The sequence below is a fragment of the Pseudomonas sp. yb_2 genome, assembly GCF_043103905.1.
Lineage (GTDB): Bacteria > Pseudomonadota > Gammaproteobacteria > Pseudomonadales > Pseudomonadaceae > Aquipseudomonas > Aquipseudomonas alloputida.
Genome location: NZ_JBICKH010000033.1, coordinates 26,977 through 51,215, shown reverse-complemented (window position 1 = coordinate 51,215; position 24,239 = coordinate 26,977). Strand labels below are relative to the sequence as shown.

The 24,239-nt window shown below is 63.2% G+C and carries 23 protein-coding genes; 12 read left to right on the top strand and 11 right to left on the bottom strand.

The window, feature by feature from the left end:
- Positions 1–35: 35 nt before the first annotated feature.
- Complete coding sequence (locus tag ACF8FB_RS07210; protein WP_010955209.1) at positions 36–962, top strand: DMT family transporter; 927 nt, start codon at positions 36–38, stop codon at positions 960–962.
- Between the two features lie 18 nt (positions 963–980).
- On the opposite strand, the gene ACF8FB_RS07205 is transcribed toward ACF8FB_RS07210, so the two are convergent.
- On the bottom strand, positions 981–2,153 hold the full coding sequence (locus tag ACF8FB_RS07205; protein WP_350298170.1) for an MFS transporter: 1,173 nt from the start codon (positions 2,151–2,153) through the stop codon (positions 981–983).
- Between the two features lie 104 nt (positions 2,154–2,257).
- Here ACF8FB_RS07205 and ACF8FB_RS07200 point away from each other — a divergent pair, with 104 nt between their 5' ends.
- Together ACF8FB_RS07200 and ACF8FB_RS07195 are read left to right on the top strand one after the other, a co-directional pair.
- A complete protein-coding gene (locus ACF8FB_RS07200) occupies positions 2,258–3,151 on the top strand; it encodes a LysR family transcriptional regulator (RefSeq protein ID WP_003254589.1) in 894 nt (297 codons plus the stop codon).
- Positions 3,152–3,275: 124 nt separating this feature from the next.
- Positions 3,276–3,404, top strand: a complete 129-nt coding sequence (locus ACF8FB_RS07195; protein ID WP_009683677.1) for a PA1414 family protein — start codon at positions 3,276–3,278, stop codon at positions 3,402–3,404.
- Positions 3,405–3,530: 126 nt separating this feature from the next.
- On the opposite strand, the gene ACF8FB_RS07190 is transcribed toward ACF8FB_RS07195, so the two are convergent.
- Together ACF8FB_RS07190 and speB are read right to left on the bottom strand one after the other, a co-directional pair.
- Positions 3,531–4,910 carry a sodium:solute symporter gene (locus tag ACF8FB_RS07190; protein ID WP_010955206.1) on the bottom strand — a complete coding sequence of 460 codons (1,380 nt, stop codon included), beginning with the start codon at positions 4,908–4,910 and terminating at the stop codon, positions 3,531–3,533.
- A 132-nt stretch (positions 4,911–5,042) separates the two neighbouring features.
- On the bottom strand, positions 5,043–5,993 hold the full coding sequence (gene speB, locus ACF8FB_RS07185) for an agmatinase (RefSeq protein WP_041166556.1): 951 nt from the start codon (positions 5,991–5,993) through the stop codon (positions 5,043–5,045).
- A 224-nt stretch (positions 5,994–6,217) separates the two neighbouring features.
- Here speB and ACF8FB_RS07180 point away from each other — a divergent pair, with 224 nt between their 5' ends.
- From ACF8FB_RS07180 to ACF8FB_RS07170, 3 genes are all read left to right on the top strand, one after another.
- Positions 6,218–7,111, top strand: coding sequence for a LysR family transcriptional regulator (locus tag ACF8FB_RS07180; protein ID WP_003254585.1), 894 nt, complete (start codon positions 6,218–6,220; stop codon positions 7,109–7,111).
- Between the two features lie 139 nt (positions 7,112–7,250).
- Positions 7,251–8,816, top strand: a complete 1,566-nt coding sequence (locus ACF8FB_RS07175; protein ID WP_346641402.1) for a PAS domain-containing methyl-accepting chemotaxis protein — start codon at positions 7,251–7,253, stop codon at positions 8,814–8,816.
- Positions 8,817–8,880: 64 nt separating this feature from the next.
- Positions 8,881–9,480 (top strand): tRNA-uridine aminocarboxypropyltransferase, encoded by a 600-nt coding sequence (locus ACF8FB_RS07170; RefSeq protein WP_010955203.1) that lies wholly within the window; start codon positions 8,881–8,883, stop codon positions 9,478–9,480.
- Positions 9,481–9,542: 62 nt separating this feature from the next.
- Here the strand turns inward: ACF8FB_RS07170 and ACF8FB_RS07165 are convergent, their stop codons facing one another.
- The 3 genes from ACF8FB_RS07165 to ACF8FB_RS07155 all read right to left on the bottom strand — a co-directional run bounded on the left by ACF8FB_RS07165 (position 9,543) and on the right by ACF8FB_RS07155 (position 12,173).
- Positions 9,543–10,901, bottom strand: coding sequence for a TolC family outer membrane protein (locus tag ACF8FB_RS07165; protein WP_010955202.1), 1,359 nt, complete (start codon positions 10,899–10,901; stop codon positions 9,543–9,545).
- 311 nt (positions 10,902–11,212) lie between these two features.
- A complete protein-coding gene (locus ACF8FB_RS07160; protein ID WP_010955201.1) occupies positions 11,213–11,578 on the bottom strand; it encodes a YbaN family protein in 366 nt (121 codons plus the stop codon).
- Positions 11,579–11,585: 7 nt separating this feature from the next.
- Complete coding sequence (locus ACF8FB_RS07155) at positions 11,586–12,173, bottom strand: YecA family protein (RefSeq protein WP_010955200.1); 588 nt, start codon at positions 12,171–12,173, stop codon at positions 11,586–11,588.
- Positions 12,174–12,416: 243 nt separating this feature from the next.
- Here ACF8FB_RS07155 and recQ point away from each other — a divergent pair, with 243 nt between their 5' ends.
- Both recQ and ACF8FB_RS07145 read left to right on the top strand, forming a co-directional pair.
- Positions 12,417–14,564: a DNA helicase RecQ gene (recQ, locus tag ACF8FB_RS07150; RefSeq protein WP_392511154.1), complete on the top strand. Its 2,148-nt coding sequence runs from the start codon at positions 12,417–12,419 to the stop codon at positions 14,562–14,564.
- Between the two features lie 151 nt (positions 14,565–14,715).
- Positions 14,716–15,153 carry a MarR family transcriptional regulator gene (locus tag ACF8FB_RS07145; protein ID WP_010955198.1) on the top strand — a complete coding sequence of 146 codons (438 nt, stop codon included), beginning with the start codon at positions 14,716–14,718 and terminating at the stop codon, positions 15,151–15,153.
- A gap of 32 nt (positions 15,154–15,185) precedes the next feature.
- Here ACF8FB_RS07145 and ACF8FB_RS07140 read toward each other — a convergent pair whose 3' ends face one another.
- A complete protein-coding gene (locus tag ACF8FB_RS07140) occupies positions 15,186–17,372 on the bottom strand; it encodes a patatin-like phospholipase family protein (protein WP_392511153.1) in 2,187 nt (728 codons plus the stop codon).
- Between the two features lie 67 nt (positions 17,373–17,439).
- Here ACF8FB_RS07140 and ACF8FB_RS07135 point away from each other — a divergent pair, with 67 nt between their 5' ends.
- Entirely contained in the window at positions 17,440–17,721 is a 282-nt protein-coding gene (locus ACF8FB_RS07135; protein ID WP_010955196.1) for a SelT/SelW/SelH family protein, read from the top strand.
- On the opposite strand, the gene ACF8FB_RS07130 is transcribed toward ACF8FB_RS07135, so the two are convergent.
- Positions 17,722–18,612: a DMT family transporter gene (locus ACF8FB_RS07130; protein ID WP_010955195.1), complete on the bottom strand. Its 891-nt coding sequence runs from the start codon at positions 18,610–18,612 to the stop codon at positions 17,722–17,724.
- Between the two features lie 181 nt (positions 18,613–18,793).
- Complete coding sequence (locus tag ACF8FB_RS07125; RefSeq protein WP_104886533.1) at positions 18,794–19,561, bottom strand: AraC family transcriptional regulator; 768 nt, start codon at positions 19,559–19,561, stop codon at positions 18,794–18,796.
- Positions 19,562–19,688: 127 nt separating this feature from the next.
- Between ACF8FB_RS07125 and ACF8FB_RS07120 the strand changes: the two genes are divergently transcribed.
- Positions 19,689–20,486: a UDP-2,3-diacylglucosamine diphosphatase gene (locus ACF8FB_RS07120; RefSeq protein ID WP_003254566.1), complete on the top strand. Its 798-nt coding sequence runs from the start codon at positions 19,689–19,691 to the stop codon at positions 20,484–20,486.
- A gap of 38 nt (positions 20,487–20,524) precedes the next feature.
- On the opposite strand, the gene ACF8FB_RS07115 is transcribed toward ACF8FB_RS07120, so the two are convergent.
- A complete protein-coding gene (locus tag ACF8FB_RS07115) occupies positions 20,525–20,836 on the bottom strand; it encodes a DUF962 domain-containing protein (protein ID WP_003254563.1) in 312 nt (103 codons plus the stop codon).
- A gap of 153 nt (positions 20,837–20,989) precedes the next feature.
- Between ACF8FB_RS07115 and ACF8FB_RS07110 the strand changes: the two genes are divergently transcribed.
- Positions 20,990–22,051: an AraC family transcriptional regulator gene (locus ACF8FB_RS07110; RefSeq protein WP_104886532.1), complete on the top strand. Its 1,062-nt coding sequence runs from the start codon at positions 20,990–20,992 to the stop codon at positions 22,049–22,051.
- Here ACF8FB_RS07110 and ACF8FB_RS07105 read toward each other — a convergent pair.
- On the bottom strand, positions 22,008–23,462 hold the full coding sequence (locus ACF8FB_RS07105) for a TrkH family potassium uptake protein (protein WP_020193572.1): 1,455 nt from the start codon (positions 23,460–23,462) through the stop codon (positions 22,008–22,010). The genes ACF8FB_RS07110 and ACF8FB_RS07105 overlap by 44 nt on opposite strands.
- 102 nt (positions 23,463–23,564) lie before the next feature.
- On the opposite strand from ACF8FB_RS07105, the gene ACF8FB_RS07100 reads away from it, so the two are divergent.
- A complete protein-coding gene (locus ACF8FB_RS07100; RefSeq protein WP_392511152.1) occupies positions 23,565–24,122 on the top strand; it encodes an NAD(P)H nitroreductase in 558 nt (185 codons plus the stop codon).
- The last annotated feature ends 117 nt before the right edge of the window (positions 24,123–24,239 follow it).

Sequence of the window (24,239 nt, the reverse complement as noted above, 5' to 3'; positions counted from 1 at the left end):
TTGCTTATGCCTACGATCACCCCAGAGGCCCGCTTATGAGCGCGGTCCGCAAGAACCCAGACGCCTTTGCCTTCCAGGTAATGCTGGGCCTTTGCCTGATCTGGGGCTGCCAGCAGGTACTGATCAAGACCGCCGCCGTCGACATCGCGCCGGTGATGCAAGCAGCACTGCGCAATGGCATTGCCGCTGTGCTGGTAGGCCTGATGCTGTGCTGGCGGGGTGGCTGGGAGCAGGTCGGCAGCACCTGGCGCGCAGGGCTGGTGGCGGGCGGGCTGTTCGGGGTGGAGTTTCTGTTCATTGCCGAAGGGCTGAAACTGACCTCGGCGGCGCACATGTCGGTATTCCTCTATACCGCGCCGGTATTTACCGCCTTGGGCCTGCATTTTCGTCTACCCAGTGAACGCTTGCGGCTGCTGCAGTGGCTGGGCATTCTGCTGGCCTTCGGCGGCATTGCCATGGCCTTTGCCGGTGGCTCTTCGTTCGAGCACATGGACGGCCGCACCTTGCTGGGTGATGCCTTTGGCGTGATCGCCGGGCTGGCCTGGGGCGCGACCACGGTGGTGGTGCGCTGCTCGCGGTTGTCGGAGGCGCCAGCGACCTTGACCCTGTTCTATCAGCTGGCAGTCGGTTTTGCCGGGCTGTTGCTGATCGCTCTGCTCAGCGGTCAGATCGGCGCGGTGTCGCTGACGCCGCTGGCGATGGGCAGTGTATTGTTCCAGGGGATTGTGGTGTCGTTCATCAGCTACCTCACCTGGTTCTGGTTGCTGCGCAAATACCTGGCGTCGAACCTCGCGGTGTTTTCCTTCATTACCCCGTTGTTTGGGGTGACCTTTGGCGTTTTGCTGCTGGATGAGCCGCTCAGTGCGAATTTCGTGGTGGGGGCGTTGATGGTGTTGTTGGGTGTGATCCTGGTCAGTGCCGAGCCTTGGGTTAAACAACAATTGCGGCGGTTGGTAGGGTGATGGGTTGCCTGTACCGGCTCAGGATGCAACCTTGGCCTGACAGGCGCTTCCTTGTTGTGCATCACCCGGCAACTGAACCAACCCGCCAGCCACCACCAACCCGCCCGCCGCCAGCATCAATGCGGGTTGCAGCCCACCGCTGTAGTGGCTGCTGAGCGCCGCCAACAGCGGCCCACTCAACTGCCCCAAGGCAAAGCATGCGGTCAGCAGCCCGGCATTGCGCTGTGTGGCCTGTGGCGCCAACTCGCGCGAGCGTTGCATGACCAGTTGCATGCAGGCCAGGAACGGCCCGCCACACAGCGCAACACCCAGCGCCAGCCCGATACCCCCACCCATCAGGCAGGCCAGCACACCCAGCCCTTGCAACCACAGGGTGGCGGTCAACCAGGTTGAAGTGCGGCCACCACGGCGCACGCTCACCAGCAAGACGCCCAACGCCGCCGCCAGGCCAAACGCCGGCCAGAACAGGTCAGCCAGCCACTGCCCGCGAAACTGCTGATTGGCCATCTGTGACAGAAAGGTGGCCGGCAGGATGTAGCCCATGCCATACAGGCCATACACCAACCCAAGGCGGCCAGTGCCGACATTGCGCGTCGGGCCTTGTCGTACTGGCGACTGAGTCGGTGCCGCTTGCAATGCCCGTGGCAACCACGGCCGCACGGCCAGCAGCATCACCAGCGCAGCTACGGCATAGATCAGCCACAGGGCTGCCGAGCCAAGCCCCAGCACATGCGCAACCAGTGCCAGTAACCCGGTCACGGCGATACCGAGGCCGGGCCCGGCGAATACCAGCGCTCCCAGACGTTGGCGGTTGTGCGCAGTGGCTACTTGCTGGCTGAGGCTGGTGATCATCACCAGCACCCAGGCGCTGGCTACGCCTGTGCCAAAGCGCAGCAGCAGGTGGCCCCAAAAGCCGTTGGCAGCCCAGGAGGCCAGGGTCAGCAGCACACACAGCCACAGCCCCCCATGCAGGCGCCGCCGTACCTGGCCTGGCGAGCGGGCGAACATGGCGTCCACCGCGCCCACGAAATAGCCCAGGTAATTGGCCGCCGCGACCAGCCCAGCGACTGTCAGGTCGAACTGGCCCTCGGCAATCAGTTGCGGCAGTTGCGGGGTGAGGGCGAAACGGCCGATGCCCATGGCCATCATCAGCGCCACGGCGCTGGCGAGCAGTTGAATGAGTGGCGACATGACAGGTCTCCTGCGCAGGTAAGCGATAGATGGCAGGTTAGGGCGGTTTATTTTTCAATAAAATTGAATAATGATGATAAAGTTGTTCTGTTTTGGAGAATGCCGTGGAATTCAGCCAACTGCGTATCTTCCAGGCCGTGGCCGAGGAGGGCTCGGTTACCCGCGCCGCAGAGCGCCTGCACCGGGTGCCATCAAACCTTTCCACGCGCCTGCGCCAACTCGAGGAGCAGCTGGGCGTTGAACTGTTCCTGCGCGAACGTCAGCGCCTGCAACTGTCGCCAGCAGGCAAGGTGCTGCTGGACTATGCCAACCGTATGTCCGCCTTGCGCGACGAAGCGCTGGGCGCCGTGCGTGGCGGTCAGCCGGCTGGGGACTTCGTGCTGGGGACCATGTACAGCACGGCGGCGACCCACTTGCCGGCGTTGCTGGCGCGCTATCACCAGGCTTACCCACAGGTGAACCTGCAAGTGCGTGCAGCACCCAGCGGCGAGTTGCTTGAAGGGCTGTTGAACCACTCCCTGGATGCTGCTCTTGTGGACGGGCCACCGAGCCTTGCCGGGCTGGATGGCGTGCCGCTGTGCGATGAGCAACTGGTACTGATCACCAGCCCCGAGCACCCGGCGGTCCTCACCGCCAAGGACGTGGCGGGCAAGGCGGTGTTCACCTTCCGCCAGGGCTGCTCGTACCGCATGCGCCTGGAGGCCTGGTATGCCCATGCCCATACGCCGATGGGGCGGGTGATGGAGATCGAGTCGTACCAGAGCATGCTGGCCTGTGTGATCGCGGGTGCGGGTGTGGCGATGATGGCCCAGTCGATGCTCGACAGCCTGCCTGGGCGTGATCGGGTGAGGGTGCACCCGCTGCAGGCACCTTTCGATCAGGCGGTCACCTGGCTGATGTGGCGCCAAGGTATGCGCGGGGCTAATCTGCAGGCATGGATCGACCTGCAACAAAGCGAAACGATTAACCAGTCGTCGGAATGCGCCGCCACGGCTTGATCCGAGTCAAAATCGCCCTTATCTGTAGGAACAGAGGCATGCGTAATACAGGACATCGGGCTATGATCTGTATGAAACATCGCAGGATTGATTTGCCGTGAGGCTGACCCGTCAAGGGGGCATTATGAATAAACCACTGTCAAACTGGCTCCATGACCTGGCTGTCGCCTTGGGGCTGATTCCACCACCCTTGCAGCCGGTGCCGATCCCGACTGATGAAGAGCAGCGCAAACGTCAACCGCGTCGGCGCTGATTAACGACAAAGGCCGCTACACCCGAGTGGGTGCAGCGGCCTTTTTGTGTCTGCTGATTGTCTATTGCCTGTACTGGCCCTTTCGCGCGGGCAAGCCCGCTACAAGCGAAAGGGCCGGTACAGCAGTCAGGCCAGCTTCACCGCCGCCACCGACTTGCGCGACACCAGGCTCACGCCCACAAAGCTCACCAGCCCTACTGCCAGGCTGTAGTAGATCGGCGTATTGGCCTCCAGCCCGTCCAGGAACATGAACAGCAGGGCGGTGGCAAAGCCCAGCGACATGCTGGCAATCGCGCCTGCAGTGGTCGCACGCTTCCAGAAGATCGCCCCGATCAGCGGGATCAGCATGCCGCCGACCAGCAGGTTATAAGCCAGGGTCAGGGCGTTGATCACATCATTCACCATCAGCGCGATGCCCAGCACCACCAGGCCGGTGAGCAGGGTGAACAGGCGGCTGGTACCCAGGCTCGACTGCTTGCCGCCACGCAGCTTGGGCAGCAGGTCTTCGGTCACGGTGGTCGAGGCAGCCAGCAGACCGGCGCTGGCGGTGGACATCATGGCCGCCAGGGCCGCAGCCATCAGCAGGCCACGGATGCCATCGGGCAGGGTGGTCTTGATCATCTCGGCAAAGGCGTTGTTCGGGTTGGCCAGGTCGGGCATCAGCACATGCGCAGCCATGCCGATCGCAGCGCAGGCCAGGCCATACAGCACGCAATACACACCAGCGGCGGTACCGGCACGCTGACAGACCTTTTCGTCACGGGCGGTGAACACCCGCTGCCAGATGTCCTGGCCGATGAGGATGCCGAAGAAGTAGATCAGGAAGTAAGTGATGATGGTGTCCCAGCCAATGGTAGTCAGCTGGAAGCTGGCCGCTGGCAATTTGGCCACCAGGGTATCCCAGCCACCGGCCTTGTACAGGCACACTGGCAGCAGGATGAACATCAGGCCGACGGTCTTGATCACGAACTGGACGATATCGGTCAGGGTCAGCGACCACATGCCGCCGATGGTCGAGTACAGCACTACCACGCCGCCGCCGAGCATCAGAGAAGCCCAGAACGGCAGGTCCAGCAGCACCTGCAGGACGGTGGCCATGGCCAGGGTCGAGGTGACCCCGATCATCAGTGCATAAGCCAGCATGATGACGGCGCTGGCCTGGCGTGCGGTGGGGTTGTAGCGTTGCTCCAGTACCTGGGTCACGGTGAAGATGCGCAGGCGCAGCAGCGGTTTGGCGAGGAACAGGTTGATGGCGATGATGCCCAGGCCCAGGGCTGCGCACAGCCAGAAGCCGGAAATGCCGTGGACGTAGCCCAGGCGCACGGTGCCGACGGTGGAAGCGCCACCGAGTACGGTGGTGGCCATGGTGCCCATGTACAGCACCGGGCCGAGATTGCGCCCGGCTACCAGGTAGTCTTCATGGGTTTTCGCGCGGCGCATGCCATACCAGCCAAGGCCTAGCATGCCAGCGGTGTAGATCATTACAACAATGATGTCCAAGGCCATTGGGGGTCTCCCGATTATCTTTATTATGGCGAGATCGACCGCGCGGGCGTTTGCACGGCGCCCGGCGGTCTTTTCTTGTGTTGGCGGGCCTCAGTGGCCCTCCCTCATGGCTCCTGCCGGGGTAGAGCGGTATTAGCGACGCACCACGCCAGGTAGCACGCAGAGCATCTCGAACAGCAGGTTGGCACCGAGCAGCGAGGTGTTGCCGGTGGTGTCGTAAGGCGGGGAGACTTCGACAAGGTCACAGCCGATCAGGTCCAGGCCGTGGCAGCCGCGAATGATCTCCATCGCCTGGATGGTGGTCAAGCCGCCGATTTCCGGGGTTCCGGTACCGGGCGCCCAGGCCGGGTCGATGCCATCGATGTCGAAAGACAGGTAAACCGGGCCACCGCCGACCTTTTCCCGCACTTCGGCCATCAGTGGCTCCAGTGACTTGTGCCAGCACTCTTCGGCCTGGACCACGCGGAAGCCCTGGCGACGGCTCCAGTTGAAGTCGTCGGCGGTGTAGCCCTGGGCGCGCAGGCCGATCTGCACCACGCGGTCGCAGTCGAGCAGGCCTTCTTCCACGGCGCGGCGGAAGGTGGTGCCGTGGGCGATCTTCTCGCCGAACATGTGGTCGTTGACGTCGGCGTGGGCATCGATGTGTACCAGGCCGATCTTGCCGTGTTTCTTGTGCAGCGCACGCAGGATCGGCAGGGTGATGGTGTGATCGCCCCCCAGGGTCATGGGAATGACGTTGTGCTCGACGATCTCGTCATACGCTTCTTCGATGATGCGCACGGCGTCCAGCAGGTTGAAGGTGTTGATTGCCACATCGCCGATATCGGCGACCGACAGCGAGTCGAACGGGGCGGCACCGGTCGCCATGTTGTACGGGCGGATCATCACCGATTCGGCGCGGATCTGCCGTGGGCCGAAGCGGGTGCCGGAACGTAGCGAGGTACCGATATCCAGCGGGACGCCGATGAAGGCCGCATCCAGACCTTTCGCGCTTTGCAGGTGGGGGAGGCGGAGCATGGTGGCGATGCCGCCGAAACGCGGCATTTCGTTGCCGCCCAGTGGTTGGTGGAGAGTCTTGTCCACGGTGGGCCTCATCAGTCGGTCGATTGTTGTGTTTGTTCGAACCTGTGCCGCCGCGCGCCATTCACGTGTGGTTTGCCGGCGGGCAGGGACATTTCGGCCAAGTCTGCTCAAGCGAGCGCCAGGGAAGAATCGCTACCGACAAATACTTAGTTCAGGAATTTCTGAACTAAAGGCGGGTAGAGCAGTTAGACTGCGCGCACATACCCTTGTGGAACCGTTGCACCATGGCCTCGACCTTGCCCGACCTGAAACTGCTGCGCATCTTCATCAGCGTGGTGCGCCACCAGGGCTTTGCCAACGCCCAGCGCGAGCTGAACCTGTCGACCTCGGCCATCAGTACCTACATGAGCCAGCTGGAGGGCGCCTTGGGTATCGTGTTGTGCCACCGGGGTCGGGGGGGCTTCAGCCTGACCAGCAAGGGCGAGCTGTTCCATCAGGAAACCCTGCGCCTGCTGGCCGAGCTGGACGGTTTCGAGCAGTATGCCGCCGCCCTGAAGGGCGAACTGCGTGGCACCCTCAACCTTGGGGTGATCGACTCCACCGTCGGTGATCGCGCCTTGCCGCTGGCCGAAGCCATCGGTGCCTACAGCCAGGAGCACCCGGCGGTGCACCTGCATCTATCGGTGTCCAGCCCCTACGAGCTGCAACTGGGTGTGCAGGACAACCGCCTGGACCTGGCCATCGGCGCGTTTTCTTCGCGGATGAGCGGCCTGCTCTACCAGCCGTTGTACCGCGAACAGCACTGGCTGTACTGCAGCAGCCGCCACCCATTGTATGCCGAGCGGCGCATTCCCGAGCAGGTAGTGACCCAGCAGCGCATGGTCGGCCGTGGTTATTGGAGCCAGGCCGAACTGGCCCGGCATGGCTTCAAGCACAGTGCGGCGACGGTTGAAAGCATGGAGGCGCAGCTGATCCTGATCCTTTCCGGGGCCTATATCGGCTACTTGCCTGAACACTACGCCCAGGCCTGGGTCGACAAGGGTGACTTGCGCGTGCTGTCGCCGTCGACCTTTGGTTACCAGGCCCCGTTCTCGCTGATCATTCGCCGCGGGCGCAGCCGTGAACCGCTGATCCAGACCTTCCGTGACCTGCTGAAAAGCCAGCTCAACGTGGGCTGAGATGCGACGCATTCATGCATTCCGTCGGGAGGGGGGCTAAATTTCAGCAAACGCTGGCCGCTAACCTGATAGCGCTCTGCTACATATCAACTTGCGCTGATGATTTCCCCCTTATTTCATCCTGCAAGGATCGCCCAAGATGCGCATGAATTTGCCCGTCACTGAGCACGAAAGAACCTTCCCCGGCGATCAACGCCTTATTTCCACGACTGACCTCGACAGCCGCATCACCTACTGCAACGACGCCTTTGTGGCAATCAGCGGCTTTACCTACGACGAGCTGGTCGGCCAACCGCACAACCTGGTGCGCCACCCAGACATGCCGCCGGCGGTGTTTGGCCATATGTGGGAAACCATCAAGCAGGGCAAACCCTGGATGGGCATCGTCAAAAACCGGGCGAAGAACGGCGATTACTATTGGGTAAGCGCCTATGTCACGGCGATATACGAACAAGGCCGGATCAGTGGCTACGAGTCGGTGCGCTCGGTGCCCACGCGCGAGCAGATCCGCCGTGCCGAGGCACTGTATGCGCGTTTGCGTGATGGCCGCGGCCCAGTGCCCTGGGCTGCTCGCCTGGGGCACGGCCTGGGCCATGGCTGGCCACTGATCGGCGCCGGCCTGCTGTCGGCGGCGGGTTACCTTTGGCTGCCCCCCTATGCGGCGCTCGCGGTGCTGATGGCAAGTCTGCTGCTGGCTTGGTACTGGGTCGAGCACCGGCAGAACCAGGCCATTCGTCGCACGTTGGCTGAGCATCCCAAGGCCTTTACCAGTCCGTTGGTGGCGCTGACCTACAGCGACAACCCAGGCCTGAAGGGCCAGCTCGACCTGGCCATCATCAGCGAAGAAGCCCGCCTGCAAACGGCCCTGACCCGCCTGGTGGATGCCGGGGTCGGGGTAAAGTCGCGGGCGGCGCAATCTTCCGACTTGTCCGATGCCCAGGCGCAGATGCTCGACCGGCAGCGCAGCGAGACTGACCAGTCCGCCACGGCCATCGCGCAGATGGCGGCGACCATCCAGCAGGTCACCCACAACGTGCAAAGTACGGCACACGCGGCAAGTGATGCCGACCAGCTGGCGCAGCAGGGCAGCGAGCTGGCCCTGAAGAGCCTGAAAGACATGGGCAGCATGAGCGATGCGGTCAATGACATTGGTCAGGCAGTCAACGCCTTGGCCGAGCAGACCCAGTCGATTGGTAGTGTGGTCGACGTGATCACTTCGATTGCCGAGCAGACCAACCTGCTGGCGCTTAACGCCGCCATTGAAGCGGCGCGCGCCGGTGAGCAAGGACGCGGGTTCGCCGTGGTGGCTGATGAGGTGCGGTCGTTGGCGCAGCGTACCCGCGCGTCGACCGAAGAGATCCACCATATCATCGCCTCGTTGAGGGCCGGGGCGGAGCGAGCGGTGAGCACTGCCAGCCGGGGCGAGCAGATTTCCCGGGACAGTGTGCACAGTGTCGAGGCGGTGCAGGCGGCGCTGAGCGGGATTGCCGTGGCGGTCAGCCGCATCACCGGCATGAGCCAGCAGATGGCCACGGCATCGGAGCAACAGAGCCATGTGGCTGAAGACATCAACCAGCAGATCGTGAGAATTGCCCAGCTGTGCGACCAGAGTGCCGGGCAAGCCAGGCAAGGCGCGGAAATCAGCCAGGACCTCGAGCGCATGGCGGAGTACCTGCATAGCCTGGCGGAAAGGTTCAACCGCTGAAATCGCGGGGCCCGCAAAGCGGGCCCCGGTTATGTGGCAAACTGTCCCCGCCAAGGAGACCGCCATGCCCAGACCCCGCTGCGAGCGCTGCCAGCGCCCGCTCGACCATTGCCTATGCCCACTGATCCCCGCGCTCGACAGCCGCACCCGTGTGATCCTGCTGCAGCACCCCAGTGAAACTGCCCATGCCCTGAACACGGCGCGCCTGGCTGCCCTTGGCCTGAACAATGCCGAGCTGCGGATTGGAGAGGTGTTCGATGACCTGCATGACCTGCTCGCCACCCCCGGATACCACCCGGTGCTGCTGTTCCCGGGTGATGACGCCCAGGTGCTGACAGCTTATGGCGAGGCGGGCGACAAACCTTTGCTGCTGATCGTGCCCGACGGCACCTGGCGCAAGGCGCGCAAGCTGCTGTACCTGAACCCGTTGCTGGGGGGGCTGCCACGGGTGACGCTGGGGCAGGTGGCCGCTTCACGCTATCGGTTGCGCAAAGCGCCGGAGGCGGGTGCGTTGTCGACGATCGAGGCGGTGGTCGGGGCATTGAACACGCTGGAGCAACCGGCCTGCTTCGATGCACTGCTGGCGCCGTTCGAGACGTTGATCGAGGGGCAGATCAGGGCCATGGGCGTAGAGACCTTTCAGCGTAATCATGGCCGCGAGTGAGGGTTGGGGGCTGCTTTGCAGCCCATTCGCAGCACAAAGCGGCCCCGCTACCTAAAACCCGCTCAACGCATCTCAGGCAGACGCGCCTCGGTGCGGACTTCGGTGGTCGCCAGCGCCTCTGGTGGCAACGAAATATGCTGTTTGCTCAGCAATTCACCCATGGTCGCCAGTACGCGGTAGCGCGAGAACTCTTCGGTATAACGCACCTCGGTGTAGCGGCGGTCGGCGTTGTACAGCTCGTTCTCACTGTCGAGGACGTCCAGCAGGGTGCGCTGGCCCAGGCCGAACTGGTCCTGGTAGGCCGCACGCACACGCTTGGTGGTTTCGGCGTATTCACGCGCGGTCGGCAGCTGCTTGCTGGCGTTGTTCATGGCGTTCCACGCCAGGCTCAGGTTCTCGGTCAACTCACGCAGGGCGTTGTTGCGAATGTCCAGTGCCTGGTTGATCTTGTGCGCGTCGGACTGCAGGCGAGCCTTGTCGCTGCCACCGCGGAACAGGTTGTAGTTCATCTCCACGCCAGCTTGCCAGTCGTTGTTGTTGTGGCCTTTCTCGCCGCCGGTGTTGTTGTTGGCACCGGTTGCCAGAATGGCGTCGAAGCGTGGGTAGAAGGTCGACTTGCCCACTTCGTACTGCTTCTCGGCGGCGTTGACGTCAGCCTGGGCAGACTTGATGTACGGGTTGTTCTGACGCATGCCATCGCGGGCTTCTTCGAGGGTGCCTGGCACCTCGCCCTTGATGCTCTGCGGGCTTTCCAGCTCGTCCGGGGCACGGCCAATCACACTGAAGAAGTTGGCCTCGGCATCGGCCAGGTCGACTTCGGCGGTGTCCAGGTTGTTTTCCGCCAGGGCGCGACGGGCGCGGGACTGGTCGAGGTCGGCGGTGCTGCCGACGCCGCGCTCGTTGCGCAGGCCAATCTGATCGTTGACGCGCAGGTGAGCTTGCAGGTTGTTCTTGGCCAGGGTCACCAGTTCACGGCGTTTGAGCACTTCCAGGTAGACCTCGACTGCACGCAGGGCGACATCCTGGGCAACGGCCTGGGTGTAATAGGCGCGGGAGGTAGAGACCGCCTCGGTGCGTCCTACTTCATTCGAGGTGTTGAAGCCGTCGAAGATCATCTGCCGCAGGCGCAGTTCGGACTGGGTGTAGTTGAGGGTTTCCTTGTTGTGGTTTCCCTCGGCGCGGGTAGTGGCGTTGTCCGAGCGCTGGCGGCCATAACCGGCAACCAGGTCCACGGAAGGGTAGTAGCCACCACGCGCGAACTTCACGTCTTCATCGGCCGACAGCTTGCTGTTACGGTTGGAGCTGACTTGTGGGTGGTAGTCCACGGCGCTTTGGACAGCCTCGGTAATCGACATCGCCTGTACGTTGGCACTCGCCAGGGCCAACAGTAAAGCACTGGTGATGGGGTTCAAAACGCGCATGGTACATCTCCCTGATCCTGGAATTGATCCTGCTGTTCGCCAAAAAAATGACGATAAACTTATCGCGTATAGTGTTGCAGGTTTTTAACAACACAGCTAAGTACATTCAACGCGATAGGTAAGAAGATTTATTCATATCAAATTGCCATATAATATCTTTTTTGTCTAATAAGTGTGCATTCAAGGGCAGGGAATGAACGCAGGAAATGCCTTGAAAACCAATGGATACAAGGGCTATGCCCAGTTCCAGAACTAATTCGGATAAAGAGGGCATTGATTAGGCGAAAGCGATATTTGGCGACAAAATATTGTCACTTTGGCTTGTGCAGGGTTTTCAGGCTGAGGATGTACAGGGTGACCAATGCGGCACTGGTCAACATGAAGGTGCGCGCCCAGAACAGCGGCACCAGGTAGCACGACAGGCCAATGCTGGCCCACATCAGGCCGATGGCGTAGACCTTGCCCTTGAGGGGGATGCCTTCACCACTGAGATAGTCACGGATCCATGGCCCCAGCTTGGGATGATGGACCAGCCAGTGATGGAAGCGCGGCGAGCTGCGGGCAAAGCAGGCCGCCGCCAAAAGCAGGAATGGGGTGGTGGGCAATACCGGCAGGAATATCCCCAGCACCCCCAGCGCGACGCTGAGCCAGCCAGTGGCCAGCAGCAGGTAGCGCACAGGTTGCTCAGTGGTGGCGTGGCTTGAGCAGCGCCGGTTTTTCGTCAGGGGCGTGCAGCAGCAGGAACAGTGCGCTGAGTGCCTCAGGGATCTGCACGATCATGTCATCCTGCAGGTTGGCGTTGCTGGCGATGTCGGCGAACTCTGGTTGTTCGTCGAACAAGCCCGAACCCACCATGATCGGCAGCAGCATTTCGCTGACTTCTTCCTCGGCGTTTTCGAACCACGCCTCTTCCCGCAGGAACACGCCTTCCATGAAGCCGATGCACCAGCCGCGCAGGTCGGAATCGTCCGGCTCATCGGTCAGGTCGAGGTCGCAGGGCAGGTCGAATTCTTCGTCGCTGGCCAGCTGGCGGGCAATGTGCGCCTTGAGCGCCACCAGGGTGGCCTCGATCTCGGTGCGCTGGGCTTCGCTGGCGTAGTGCGGCTCCTCGGCGAACAGGGCGTCAATCCATTCGCGCTCGGGCACGTCCTCGGCGTTGATCGAAAGAGCGGTGAGGTAGCCGTGTGCGGCGACATAGTCCAGCGCTTCTTCGTGCAGCTCGTCGGCGTCGAGGAAGGCTTGCAGGCGGGTCAGTTGCTCGGCGAAGGACATTACAGGGCTACCTTGGGGAATAAACGATAACGAATTCTAGCACCTTGCAGCGGCAGCGGGGCAAAGGGAACGTCTATCGCCGCGGTGCATGTGCAGCACGGTGCTGCGGTATACTCCGCGATTTTTCATCCAGGGGCAGGTTTCAATGGCTGCCTGGCAAAAACCGCTTACGCATTTGGCGTGTGCGGGGCGGGTTTTTCGTCCAGCCTTTATCCAGGATGGTACGGCGATTTGGAGTTGCACATGCTCGAACAGGCTCAGCGCGTTCTCAAGGACATCTTCGGCTACGACAGTTTCCGTGGGCGCCAGGCAGCGATCATCGAATGCGTGGCCAATGGCGGCGATGCCTTGGTACTGATGCCCACCGGTGGCGGCAAATCGCTGTGTTTCCAGGTGCCGGGGCTGCTGCGCCCGGGCTTGACGGTGGTGGTATCGCCACTGATCGCGCTGATGGACGACCAGGTCGCCACCCTTGACGAGCTGGGTGTGTCTGCGGCCGCCCTGAACTCTACCCTGACGGCGGAGCAGCAGCGTGAACTGGCCGGGCGCCTGCGCCGTGGTGAGGTCAAGATGCTGTACCTGGCGCCGGAACGCCTGGTGCAGCCGCGCATGCTCGACTTCCTGCGCGATCTGGACATCTCGCTGTTCGCCATTGACGAGGCCCACTGTGTTTCGCAATGGGGCCACGATTTCCGCCCCGAGTACCTGCAACTGGGTCAGCTGGCCGAACTGTTTCCGCATGTGCCGCGCATTGCGCTTACCGCTACGGCCGACATGCGAACCCGCGAGGAGATCGTTCAGCGCCTGCACCTGCAAGGCGCCGAGCGCTTCCTGTCGAGTTTCGACCGGCCCAACATCTTTTACCGCATCGTGCCCAAGGAGGCACCGCGCAAGCAGTTGATGGCCTTCCTCGGCGAACGTCGTGGCAACGCTGGCATCGTCTACTGCCTGTCGCGCAAGAAGGTCGACGAAACCGCCGCCTTCCTCTGTAGTCAGGGGTTCCCCGCGCTGCCGTATCACGCCGGCCTGGCCGCCGAGACGCGGGCGGCCAACCAGCATCGCTTCCTGAACGAGGAAGGGCTGATCATGGTCGCTACCATTGCTTTCGGCATGGGTATCGACAAGCCCAACGTGCGCTTCGTTGCTCACCTCGACCTGCCCAAATCGCTTGAAGCCTACTATCAGGAAACCGGCCGGGCCGGCCGTGACGGCCTGCCCTCCGATGCCTGGATGGCCTACGGGCTGCAGGACATGGTGATGCTCAAGCAGATGCTGCAGAACTCCGAAGGCGACGAGCGCCACAAGCGCATCGAGCAGCACAAGCTGGACGCCATGCTGGCGCTGTGCGAAGAAACCCGCTGCCGCCGCCAGTCGCTGCTGGCGTACTTCGACGAGTTCCTCGAACAACCGTGCGGGCACTGCGACAACTGTGTCGACAACATCCAGACCTGGGACGCTACCGAGCCGGCCCGCCAGGCGCTGTCGGCGGTGTTCCGCACCGGCCAGCGCTATGGTGTTGGCCACCTGGTCGATGTGCTGTTGGGCAAGGACACCGAGAAGGTGCGCAATTTCGGCCACGAGAAGCTGTCGGTATTCGGCGTTGGCAAAGGCTTGGCCGAGGTCGAGTGGCGCTCGCTGTTCCGTCAGTTGGTGGCGCGCGGCCTGGTCGATATCGACCTGGAAGGCTACGGCGGCCTGCGCCTGTCCGACAGCTGCCGGCCGCTGCTGCGCGGCGAGGTGACCTTGCAACTGCGCCGTGATCTCAAACCGCAGACCACGGCCAAAACCTCGTCGTCCAGCGGCGGCAGCCCGGCCAGCCAGCTGGTGCGTGCCGAAGAGCGCGATCTGTGGGACGCGCTGCGTACCCTGCGCCGCAAGCTGGCCGAAGAACACAGTGTGCCGCCCTACGTCATCTTCCCCGACTCGACACTGCTGGAGATGCTGCGCAGCCAGCCGGTCAGCCTCAGCGACATGGCCCAGGTCAGCGGTGTGGGGGCGCGCAAGCTGGAGCGCTACGGCCAGGCGTTCCTCGAAGTGCTGAACAACAGCGGTGGCACCGACGAGGCTCCGAAAGTGGTGCTCGACCTGCGCCACGAACTGGTCAGCCTGGCCCGTGCCGGCATGACCCCGGCGCAGATCGCCGGGCAGCTCAACTGCAGCGAGAAGAACGTGTATAGCCTGCTGGCCGAGGCGTTGGGCCGCCAGGAGCTGAGTCTGGACCAGGCCATCGACCTGCCGGAAGACCTGATGATGGAGGTGCAGGACGCCTTTCTTGATGGCGAGGGTGAGCTGCCACCGGTGTCGGCCATTGCCCCGCAGTTCGGGGCGCGGGTGCCGGAGGGCGTACTCTATTGCGTGCGCGCAGCACTGGCGGCGGAATTCGAATTGTAAACGCATGCAGGATCGAAGGCAGAAGCGCCATCTGCTGACCTTTGTCATGCTTTTTGACGATTATCGAACGCGTAACCATGGCCGAGCCTTGCCTCGTAGGGCAGGGCATGGTTAGCTGCCTAATAATTAGATCTACTCCAATGAGTTCCTTATGCCCCTGAACGACAACCAACACCGCTTTGGCATGCAACTGGCCCAGATGTCCCGAGGTTGGCGTGCCGAGCTGGACCGCCGCCTGGCCGGGCTCAACCTGTCCCAGGCGCGCTGGCTGGTGTTGCTGCACCTGGCCCGCTTCGAAGAAGCCCCGACACAGCGTGAGCTGGCCCAGAGCGTAGGCGTCGAAGGCCCGACCCTGGCGCGTCTGCTCGACAGCCTGGAAGCGCAAGGGCTGGTGCGCCGGCAGGCGGTGCTGGAGGATCGGCGGGCGAAGAAGATTGTACTGTGCCCGCCGGCCAAGCCGTTGATCGATCAGATCGAGACCATCGCCAACCAGCTGCGGGTAGAGCTGTTTACCGGCGTGGACGAGGCGGACTTGCAGGTCTGTATGCGCGTGCATGCCAAGATCCTGGCCAACCTCGAAAAGTCCTGAGCTCACCCATCGATGCAGGTGCAGTGCAAGCCTCAGAAGGTGTGCCCAAGGTTCAGGTACACCGCTTGCTCATGCGCACTGTTGGCGCCGTAGCTGAAGTTCAGTGGCCCTAGAGGCGTATCCAGCCCCAGAAAGATGCTCGCCGCATTGATGTACCCACTGTCGAATTCGTTGTCGTTGTTCCACGCCCGCCCACGCTCCAGCGAGCCGCCGATGTACAGCGGGAAGTCCAGCGGCACATAGGCCCGCGGCGTCAGCCGGCGGTAATAGACCATGCGCAGCAGGCTCGCGTTCTGCCCCGATACCGAGTCCTCGCGGAAGCCTGACAGCTGTCGCGCCCCGCCCATCACGAAGCTCGACGTCACCACTTCGGTATCGTCAAGCGTGCGCCCGTAGCTCCCACCCAGCACGAACGTGTTCGGCCCGCTGCTGATGGCCTTGTCCAGGGTGAACAGCCACTGCCGGTAATCCTGGTCGGAGTCCAGCGACTTGTCGTATTTGCGCAAGGTCAGGCCGATGTCCTCGCCATGGTGCGGGAAGTACACGTTATCGAGGGTGTCGAACGAGTACTTCAGCTCGTAGAAACCTTCGTTGAAACTGACTTTGGGCAGGTCCTGGTCGCCGATGCGCACCTCGGCCTCGCCCCAGGCCTTGCCCACGCCCAGGCGCACTTCCCCGCTGTTGCCGATCTGCCGGCCTACGTTCAGGCCAAAACCGTAGCGCTCCAGGCGATACTCGGCGACCGGGTCGTTGTCCAGGGTGGCCTCGATGTTCTGCGAGCCCAGGTCCAGATACGGCGCAATGAAGTAGCGTGAGCCCACATCCAGGGGTTGGTAGAACTCACTGTACAGCGCTTGCTGGTCACCGATCTGGCCGCGGGTCAGCCATTCGGCGCCAAGGCTGTTGATGCCGTTGACCCGGTAGCTGGCGCCCAGGTTGAAAGCGCTGTCGCCGCGCAGGTCATCGGACAGGTTCAGGCCCAGGCGCAGGTAGTCGGTGCCGCCGCGTCGGCCCCGGGCGTTGATCACCAGGGTATTGTCGTTGCCCTTGTGCACCACGCGGTACTGCACCCTGTCGAAGTAGTCCAGGCCATACAGCGTACCCATGTCGGTCTGCAGGCGGCCCAGTTCCAGCGGTGCGTCGATCGGCTGGCGGATGTACGAGCGGATCACATCATCGCTGACCTTGGAGTCGTTTTCGATCCGGATTGCGGTGATTACCGGCGTGCGCTGGCGCGGCGAGCGGGCCACGGCCAGGCTGGCGTCGCCCTCGAGCTGGCGCAGGGTGGCCAGGCGTGGGTCAAGCAGGCGAGTGGCGCGGTAACCGGCGTCGATCATGTCGCGGGCACGGCCGAAGTCAGTCACGCCGAAGGCGGTCAGCGATGGCTGGATGAGGATGTCGTCGCGGTGCAGACTGGCCAGTTGTTCTTCGGAGTTGCGCCGGGTCATCAAAGTGATCGACTGATTCAGCACGTCGACGACCGTCAGTAATTGCTTGCGATCGCGCAGCGGGGTGCCGATGTCGACCACGATGGCCAGGTCCACGCCCATTTCGCGGGCCACATCCACCGGAATGTTGTCGACCATGCCGCCGTCCACCAGCAGACGGCCGTCCAGCTCGACCGGGGCGAACACGGCGGGGATCGACATGCTGGCGCGGATTACCTGGGGCAGGTGACCACGGCGGAATACGACTTTTTCGCCACTGGCGATGTCGGTGGCCACGGCGCGGAAGGGGATGGGCAGCTTGTCGAAGTCGCGGGTATCGGCGGTATGCGCCAGTTTGCTTTCCAGCAGCAGTGACAGGTTCTGGCCCTGAATCACACCCAGCGGCAGGCCCAGGCTGCCGTCGTCGCGAAAGCTGAGCTTCTGCTTGACCAGAAAGTCGCGGTCATCCTGCTTGCGCCGGAACGGCACATCCTCGCGGGGCGGTGCATCGGAGAGCGCCTGTTGCCAGTCAAGGGTGGTCGCGAGTTTTTCCAGCTCTTCGACACTGTAGCCCGAGGCGTACAGGCCGCCGACCACCGCGCCCATGCTGGTGCCGGCGATGGCGTCGATGCGCACACCCTGTTCCTCCAGCGCCTTGAGTACGCCGATGTGGGCCAGGCCACGGGCCGCACCGCCAGACAACACCAGGCCGACCTTGGGCCTGGCGGGTTCCGCAGCGATTGCCGTAAGCGAGGTAAGGACGAGCAGAAAACAGAACAGCAAACGGCGCATCGTGAGTCTCAAACCGTGGGCTAAAGACCGATAGTATAAGCGGCCCCTTACCTGGAGATGTTTCACCATGGCTAACCACAAGCCGGAAATCGTCATCACCTATTGCACCCAGTGCCAGTGGCTGCTGCGTGCTGCCTGGCTGGCTCAGGAACTGCTCAGCACCTTTGCCGACGACCTTGGCCGGGTGGCGCTGGAGCCGGGTACCGGGGGTATCTTCCGCATCACCTGCAATGGCGTGCAGATCTGGGAGCGCAAGGCCGACGGTGGTTTCCCCGAAGCGAAGGTACTGAAGCAGCGGGTGCGCGACCAGGTCGACCCGCAGCGTGATCTTGGTCACAACGACCGCTGATCAGGCGCCCTCGGTCAGTGGTCGCTGCCTGGGCGGTTGCTCGGCAGCCAGACGGCTGGACAGCACGATAGCGAAGATGATCAGCGCGCCGCCCAGCAGCATGCGCACGGTCGGGGTTTCGGCGAACACTGCCCAGGCCACGGCAATACCGTAGACCGGCTCCATGCCGAACACGACCGCGGCGGTGCGCGCCTTGATCACCGCCAGGCTGGCGACGAACAGGCTGTGCGCCACACCCGTGCAGAAGATGCCGAGCAGGGCGATCCACAGCCAGTCCAGGGCCGCAACGTCGGCCAGGCCGGGCGCTGCGAACGGCAGCAGGCACAGGCCCACCACCAGGTTTTGCCACAGTGCGGCCTGTACCGCAGGCAAACGGCCGGAGCCGGCCCGGTTGGTCAGTGACAGCAGCGAGAACAGCAGGCCCGAGAGCAGTGCCCAGAGCAGGCCGCCGGTGGCTTCGCTGGCCAGGTCGAATGCTGGTGTGACCAGTATCAGGCCGATGCTGACCAGCACGACCAAGACGGCTTCGTTACGGTGGATACGCTCGCGGAACAGCAGGCTTTCGAGGATCACCGTAAAGGCCGGGAAGCTGGCGAAGCCGAGGGTGGCGATGGCTACGCCGCCCACTTTGACGGCGATGAAGAAGCTGACCCAGTGGCCGGCCAGCAGCACACCACCGAGCAGCAGGCGGCGCGCATCCTGGCTGCTCAGGCGTTGCCAGCCCGGACCGGCCAGGCTGGCGAACAGGGCCAGCGCGAGTACGGCGAAGGTGGCGCGACCGAAGACGATGATCGCCGGGCTGGCGCTGGTGGCCAGTTTGCCGAAGACGCCGGTAAGGCCGAAGAACAGCGCGCCAATGTGCAGTGCGCCGAGGGCGGTGCGGTGGTTCATGGTGGGTCCTTGATGGAGATCTCTACAGGCAGTGCCGGCCCTTTCGCGGGTAAACCCGCTCCTACAGGTTTTGCACAACATTCAGGCGGGGGCATCCTGTAGGAGCGGGTTTACCCGCGAAGGGGCCGGCAAAGGCAAAGTGTAAAGCCTCAGGCAAACACATTCTGTCGCAAGACTGCTGTCAGTTATCGCCAGACTCTCGCCGCAAAGCCAAAGGTGTACACCCGAACGCCCGCAGCATCGCCGCTGAAAAGGCACTTTGCGAGCTATACCCCACCTGCGCCGCAATTTCGCCCATCGGCAGCACGGTCTGCACGATTAGCCGCCGCGCCTTGAGCAACCGCCGCTGGCGAATGTAGTCCATCGGAGTCATCCCGCACTCCGCGGTAAATCGCGCATGCAGCCGGGCAATGGACAGCCCGGCGATGCGTGCCAGGTCGGCAACCTGCAGCGGGTAGGCAGCATGCTGTTCGATATGCGCATCGAAGGCGCTGTAGGGCAGGCGCTGGCTGGGGTGCACGCTGGCTGCCGCCGTGGCGTTGAGGCTGGCCAGCAGCAGTGCCGCGCCTTGCCTGGCGATCAACGGGTCGTGCACGGGGCTGGTCGCCAGCCAGTCCACCAGTTGCTGCTGGCGCTCATCCAGGCTTACGGCGGCCGGGCGGTCGAGCAGGCGGCGGCTGGCATCGGCATGCTCGCCCAGGTGCTCGCGCAGCCAAGGCTCCCCTGGCACATCAAGCACCAGGCAATCACTGCCGGCATCGCTGGCGCACGTGTGATGAGCACCCGCCGGGACCACGATCAGCCCCTGGCGATCGATGCCGGCGCCATGTCCCTGGACCTCGAACTCCAGGCGGCCGCGCAGGCCGAACACCAGTTGCGGGTGTTCGTGGCTATGGGCGATCAGGCTGTCGCGGTAATGGCGCAGCGAGAGGATCGGGCCGGCGGTCATGGGGGCTTCCTCGCAGGGCAGGCGCCCATTGTGCCTCAATCCCTGCACGCCATCACTCGTCACCGTTTTGCCATGGCGCTGTCATGTGTGCCTGCCAGTCTCCAGCAAACTGCGCCGGAGCCTGCCCATGAGCCATGCCGAACTGTCCCGCCCCTCGCGCAAGCAACGCGTGCGTACCCTGTGGATCTCCGACGTGCACCTGGGTACCCGCGACTGCCAGGCCGAACACCTGTCGCAGTTTCTCAAGGGCTACCAGGCTGATCGCGTCTATCTGGTGGGCGATATCATAGATGGCTGGAAGCTGCGCGGCGGGATCTACTGGCCGCAAGCCCACACCAACGTGATTCGCCGGCTGCTGACCATGAGCAAGCGCGGTACCGAGGTGATCTACGTCACCGGCAACCATGACGAATTCCTGCGCCGCTACTCAAAGTTGATTCTGGGCAACATTCAGCTGGTAGACGAGGCCGAGCACCTGACAGCCGATGGCCGCCGACTGCTGGTGGTCCATGGTGATCAGTTCGATGTGATTACCCGTTACCACCGCTGGCTGGCGTTTCTGGGTGACCGCGCCTACGAATTCACCTTGGTGCTCAACCGCTGGCTCAACCACTGGCGTGCGCGGTATGGCTATGGTTACTGGTCGCTGTCGGCGTACCTCAAGCACAAGGTGAAAGGCGCGGTGAACTTCATCAGCGACTTCGAGAACGCCATTGCCCATGAGTGCACCCGCCGTGGTTTTCACGGGGTGGTGTGCGGGCATATCCATCATGCCGAGATCCGCAAGGTGGGTGAGGTGGACTACCTCAATTGCGGGGACTGGGTGGAGTCGTGCACGGCCCTGATCGAGCATTGGGACGGCAGTGTCGAGCTGTATCGGCTGGCCGAAGCGCAGGCCGTGGCGGCGTTGCGCGAGCCGGCTTAAGGCTCGAGGGCAGGGGGCCGCCAAGCGGCCTCAGATGCTTACAGCCTGAGCTTGCCTAGCAGGATATCCCGGAACATCACGAAATCCCCGGCCAGGCTGTACAGCGGATAGGTAAAGGTCGCTGGCCGATTCTTCTCGAAAAAGAAGTGCCCGACCCAGGCAAAGCCATAGCCGAACACCGGCACGGCCAGCAGCAGCAACCATTTGCCACTGCCAATGGTGTAGGCCAGCAGCGCTATCACCAGGCTGGTGCCGACGAAGTGCAGGCGGCGGCAGGTGGGGTTGCTGTGCTCCCCCAGATAGTACGGATAGAACTCGGCAAAACTGCGAAACTGCGCTGTGCTGTTCATGGCAGTGCTCCGGGATTAATACTTCTGGACAAGATACACGGCGTGGAGCCTGATTCGAGTCTAGAGTGACTGACGGGGCCTACCAGTGACAATAGGCGCCAAATGAGTATCCTTGGGGTTCACCGCAGGAGCGGTCGGTAAAAGAAGCCTGTCATGAGCGAAAGAACAACGTCAGCCAGTTGGGCATCAGGGATCGTGAAGGCACTTGAACTGGAAGGGCTGGATTGCAGAGCCATGTTCAAGCAATTGGGGTTGGACTTTGCCGCCCTCGACGACCCCGATGCACGTTTTCCGCAAGATTCCATGACCCGCCTCTGGCAACTGGCGGTGGAGCTGTCGGGCAATGAGGCCATCGGCCTGAACATGGCACGGGTGGTTCGCCCGGCGTCGTTCCATGTGGTGGGCTATGCGTTGATGTCCAGCCGCACCCTGGCCGAGGGCTTCGAGCGCCTGGTGCGCTACCAGCGCATCATCGCCGAAAGCTCCGACCTCAGTTTCGTCCTCGGCCCCGAGGGCTATTCGCTGATTCTGACCGTGCACGGCGACCACCTGCCGCCAACCCGGCACAGCGCCGAAGCGTCGCTGGCCTGTGCGCTGGCGCTGTGCAAATGGCTCAGTGGCCGGCCGGTCCAGCCGCGGCGGGTCCTGGTGCAGGGGCCGCAGCCGAAGAATGTCGAGCCTTACAAGGTGGCGTTCCATTCGCCGCTGGTGTTCGGCGCCCCACATGATGCGCTGGTGTTCGAGCGGGCCGACATGGAGGCGCCGCTGCCGACCGCGAACGAGGCCATGGCGGTGCTGCACGACCGGTTTGCCGGCGAGTACCTGGCACGCTTCTCCGAAACCCGGGTCAGCCACCGCGTGCGCCAGGTGTTGTGCCGCATCCTGCCGCAGGGTGAGCCCAAGCGCGAAACCCTGGCCCAGGCCCTGCACCTATCGCAGCGCACCCTGCAACGGCGGCTGCAGGAGGAAGGCACCAGCTTCCAGACCTTGCTTGACGACACGCGCCGCGAACTGGCCGAACAATACCTGGCCCAGCCGGGCATGACCTTGCTGGAAACCGCCTACCTGCTGGGCTTTGCCGACCCCAGCAACTTCTATCGGGCGTTCCGCCGCTGGTTCGATGCCACGCCCAGCGAGTACCGCGCCCGCCTGGGCGCGGAAGGCGAAGTGCTCAGTGACGCCAGAACGCCGGCATGCACAACACCAGCACCGTGATGATTTCCAGGCGACCCAGCAGCATGCCGGCCGCCAGAATCCATTTGGCCGCGTCAGGCAGCGTCGCGTAGTTGCCCGCTGGGCCGATCACTTCACCCAGGCCCGGGCCTACACCCGAAACCGTGCCGGCGGCGCCGGTCAGCGCGGTCATCCAGTCCACGCCCAGCAGCGACAACAGCAGCGCCATGACACAGATGGTGATCGCGAAGAAGAACGAGAACGTCAGGATCGAGCGCACGATGTCTTCGTCGAGGCGATGGCCGTTGTATTTCTGCTTGATCACCGCGCGCGGGTGAATCAGCTGGTTGAGGCTGGCCTTCAACAGGATGTATGCCACCTGGAAGCGGAAAATCTTGATGCCGCCTGCGGTCGAGCCGGAGCAGCCGCCAACGAAGCCCAGGTAGAAGAACAGCATCAGCGAGAAGTTACCCCACAGGCTGTAGTCACCCAAGGAGAAGCCGGTGGTGGTGACCACCGAGGTCACGTTCAGCGCCACATGGCGCAGGGCATCGAGCCAGTGCAGGTTGGTGCTGTACCAGTACCAGGTGCCCAGCACCAGCCAGGTGACCACCAGCATGCCCAGCAAGCCTTGCACCTGCTGGTCGCGGATCAGCGCCTTGCGGTTGCCGCGCAGGGTGGCTACGTAGAGGGTGAACGGCAGGCTGCCCATGATCATCACCACTACTGCAACCCAGTGCACGGCCGGGATATCCCATTTCGCCAACGACTGGTCGGAGGTGGAGAAACCGCCGGTAGAGATAGCCGACATGGCATGGTTGATTGCATCGAACGGGCTCATGCCCGCCCACCAGAAGGCCAGCGCGCCGAGTATCGAGAAACCGACGTAAACCCCCACGATGGACTTGGCGACCATGTGCGAACGCGGCATGACCTTTTCCGAGCGGTCGGACGATTCGGTCTGGAACAGGCGCATGCCACCGATGCGCAGCAGCGGCAGGATCGCCACCGCCATGGCGATAAAGCCGATACCGCCGAGCCAGTGCAGCATCGAGCGCCACATGAGGATGCCCGGCGACATGTTATCGAGCCCGCTGAGCACGGTGGCGCCAGTGGCGGTGATGCCTGACATGCTTTCGAAGAAGGCGTCGGTGTAGCTGATGTGCTGGGTCAGCAGGAACGGTAGCGCGGCGAACACGCACACCACCAGCCAGCTGCTGACGGTCAGCAGGTACATGTCGCGCGGGCGCAGGTGTACATGCTCCGGGCGCCCCTGCACCACCAGGGCCAGGCCGGCGATGAAGGTGATCAGGCTCGACCAGAGAAACGACGGCATGTCACCGGTGCGCTCGAAGATCACCAGGGTCGCCATGGGCACGGCCATGCTCACGGCCAGCGTAATCAGGAAGATGCCGATGATGAAACCAATGATCCTTAAGGTCGGCAACGCCATGTGATCTGCTCAGACTCGAAACGGAAGGGCGCCATTCTACCTATGGGTCTGGTGATGTAAACGCTAGAATGGCCGCACATTCACCTGCCAGGAGGGTAGCCGATGGAGGCTCTCGACGCATTGCTCAACCGTGTTTCCGTGCCACGCCTGACTGACCCGGCGCCCAATGCCGCCCAGCGCGAGGCGCTGTTCCAGGCTGCCCTGCGCGCCCCGGACCATGGTCAGCTGCGGCCGTGGCGTTTTCTAACCATCGAAGGCCAGGGCCGCGAGAAGCTGGGTGAGCTGTTCGCCGAAGCCGTGCAGCACAAGGGCGATGCCAGCCAGGCAGCTTTGGACAAGGCCCGTGCCATGCCGCTGCGGGCGCCGTTGCTGATCGTGGTGGTGGCCAGGTTGCAGGACCATTTCAAGGTGCCCAAGTCCGAGCAACGCCTGGCGGCGGGCTGTGCGGCGCACGCTATTCTGATTGCTGCACACGCGCAGGGGATCGGCGCAGTGTGGCGTACCGGTGACATGGCTTTCGATGCCCATGTGCACAAGGGGTTGGGGTTGGCCGAGAACGAGGAGCTGATCGGCTACCTGTATGTCGGTACGCCGCTGACCGAGCCGCGGACGGCGCCGGTGCTGGAAACGGCTGATTTCGTTAGTAGCTGGGGTGAGTAACCTGGCCTTGGGCTGATTCATGTATCGAGGCTTCCGGCCTCTTCGCGGGTGAACCCGCTCCACATCCCCTGTAGGAGCGGGTTTACCCGCGAAGAGGCCGGAAGCCTTTGCACCCCA